General features: G+C 56.3%; 4 protein-coding genes and 1 pseudogene. All 5 read right to left on the bottom strand.

The window, feature by feature from the left end; genetic code table 11:
• Nucleotides 1-294: pseudogene (locus AB4Z11_RS30740) on the bottom strand (phenylalanine--tRNA ligase subunit alpha); the annotation flags it as partial.
• Nucleotides 295-394: 100 nt separating this feature from the next.
• Nucleotides 395-754: a 50S ribosomal protein L20 gene (gene rplT, locus AB4Z11_RS30745; protein WP_442029832.1), complete on the bottom strand. Its 360-nt coding sequence runs from the start codon at nucleotides 752-754 to the stop codon at nucleotides 395-397.
• Nucleotides 755-781: 27 nt separating this feature from the next.
• A complete protein-coding gene (gene rpmI / locus AB4Z11_RS30750; RefSeq protein WP_056135342.1) occupies nucleotides 782-979 on the bottom strand; it encodes a 50S ribosomal protein L35 in 198 nt (65 codons plus the stop codon).
• 108 nt (nucleotides 980-1,087) lie between these two features.
• Nucleotides 1,088-1,315, bottom strand: coding sequence for a GDCCVxC domain-containing (seleno)protein (locus AB4Z11_RS30755; RefSeq protein WP_442029834.1), 228 nt, complete (start codon nucleotides 1,313-1,315; stop codon nucleotides 1,088-1,090).
• Nucleotides 1,312-1,778, bottom strand: a 467-nt coding sequence (locus AB4Z11_RS30760) for a hypothetical protein (RefSeq protein ID WP_442029836.1), incomplete at its 5' end; no start/stop codon positions are given. The genes AB4Z11_RS30760 and AB4Z11_RS30755, both read right to left, overlap by 4 nt.

A 1,778-nucleotide genomic window follows, 5' to 3' on the forward strand; every position in this document is an offset into this window, starting at 1 on the left:
GCCTGGCAGCGTCACGTCGATCGCTTCGGCGTTCAGGCGCTCTTGCAACTGGGCTTCGGCCAGGGCATCTCGGCGCGCGGTCAGCGCGTTCTCGATCTGCACTTTGGCAGCGTTGATCAGGGCGCCCTGGGTCTTCTTCTCTTCCGGGGTCAGCTTGCCCAGGCCCTTCATCATTTCGGTAATCTGGCCGGTCTTGCCAAGATACTTGGCTTTGGCGTTTTCGAGTGCGGCAGCGTCTGCGGCGGCGACAAAATCAGCCTGCGCGGAGACGACGAGTTGTTCGAGGGAGTTCATCCGACTGTTTTCCTGTTTTGGAAATTAAAAACGGGACCTGGTTCGCACCATGTCCCGCTTCTTATGAGCGCTGCCCGAAGGCAGCGCGCATCACTGGCAATTAAGCAGCGATCTTGGCTTTGACGACGTTGACAATCGCTGCAAATGCAGGCTTGTCCATCACAGCCATATCAGCCAGGACCTTACGGTCCAGTTCAATCGCGGCCTTCTTCAGACCATTCATGAACACGCTGTAGGTCAGACCGTGCTCGCGGGAAGCCGCGTTGATACGGGTGATCCACAGGGCGCGGAAGACGCGCTTCTTGTTACGACGGTCGCGGTATGCGTACTGACCAGCGCGCATCACTGCTTGCTTGGCAATACGGAATACTTTGCTGCGACGACCGCGGTAACCCTTGGCCAGGTTCAGTACTTTTTTATGACGGGCACGCGCGGTAACCCCACGTTTTACTCGAGGCATAGTAGCTCCTTAAATAATGTTGTGAGATTAAGCGGACGGCATCATGCGGTAGACGCTTTGAACGTCGGACGCATTGATGTTACGGGTGCCACGCAGTTGACGCTTGTTYTTGGTGGTCTTCTTGGTCAGGATGTGACGCTTGAACGCCATGCCCGACTTAACGGTGCCACCTGGGCGCACGCGAAAACGCTTCTTCGCGGAGCTCTTAGTTTTCATTTTTGGCATGTGAATGCTCCAAATATGACCGGATTGCAGGTGGCAGCCCTACGCTGCGCTTTCGGTGCCTGCTCTCACGGGAACCTCGGATTGTAGCACAGTTGTACGCAAAAGAAACTACTTCGCTGGCCTGGAACAGCATCCACCCTCGGGATTCTGCATCGGCGGGCAAACTACGGTGCCGTAGGAGCAGTACACGCAGCAATCGCCCGGCTTCGGCCGCAGCACGGCGTGGCAGCTTTCACATTCATAGTGCCATTGGCAGGCGTTGACAGGCATTACCTCCTGCTTCGCATGCCCGCATTCCGGACAGGTCAGCACGGAGTCGAGGATGACGTTATTCATGTTGGCGTTCGCTCCACGGCGGTTTTGATGTCTTGTAGATCTTGCAGGAGGGCTTTTCGGGCTACCCCCTTGAAAAGCAGCATCATTGGCGATGACAGCCTGGCCGCCAACGTCTGCGGCAGGGAATCGTGGGAAGTGGTCAGCGTGACGGAACCGTTGCCGTTTTCTGCGATGCTCGTGGTGGCCAGGAATAGATAGCCGTCGCTTTCGGCGCGGGTGGTGTAGAACTTGCCTTCGATTGCGTCAGTAATCCATTTCTCGACGGTTGCCGGTTTCCCGAACAGCATTCGCGTCTCGCGCCAACGCAAACCCACCAGCCCGGTTGATGGTTTTTCGATGATTTCTATTCCGAGAATGCCTTTGATAATATTCGTGGCGCCTTCGATATCAGTCATGGCATTCCATACTGCCGCCCCGCTTGCGATAATGGCGATCTGCGCGTCTACGATCATGCTCTTTGTCC

It is taken from the genome of Pseudoduganella sp. RAF53_2, assembly GCF_052113985.1.
Taxonomy (GTDB): Bacteria; Pseudomonadota; Gammaproteobacteria; order Burkholderiales; family Burkholderiaceae_D; genus Rugamonas.

Excerpts from the sequence above, each read along its gene's own strand:
- rplT (WP_442029832.1), bottom strand. The coding sequence starts at position 754 with ATGCCTCGAGTAAAACGTGGGGTTACCGCGCGTGCCCGTCATAAAAAA.
- AB4Z11_RS30755 (WP_442029834.1), bottom strand. The coding sequence starts at position 1,315 with ATGAATAACGTCATCCTCGACTCCGTGCTGACCTGTCCGGAATGCGGG.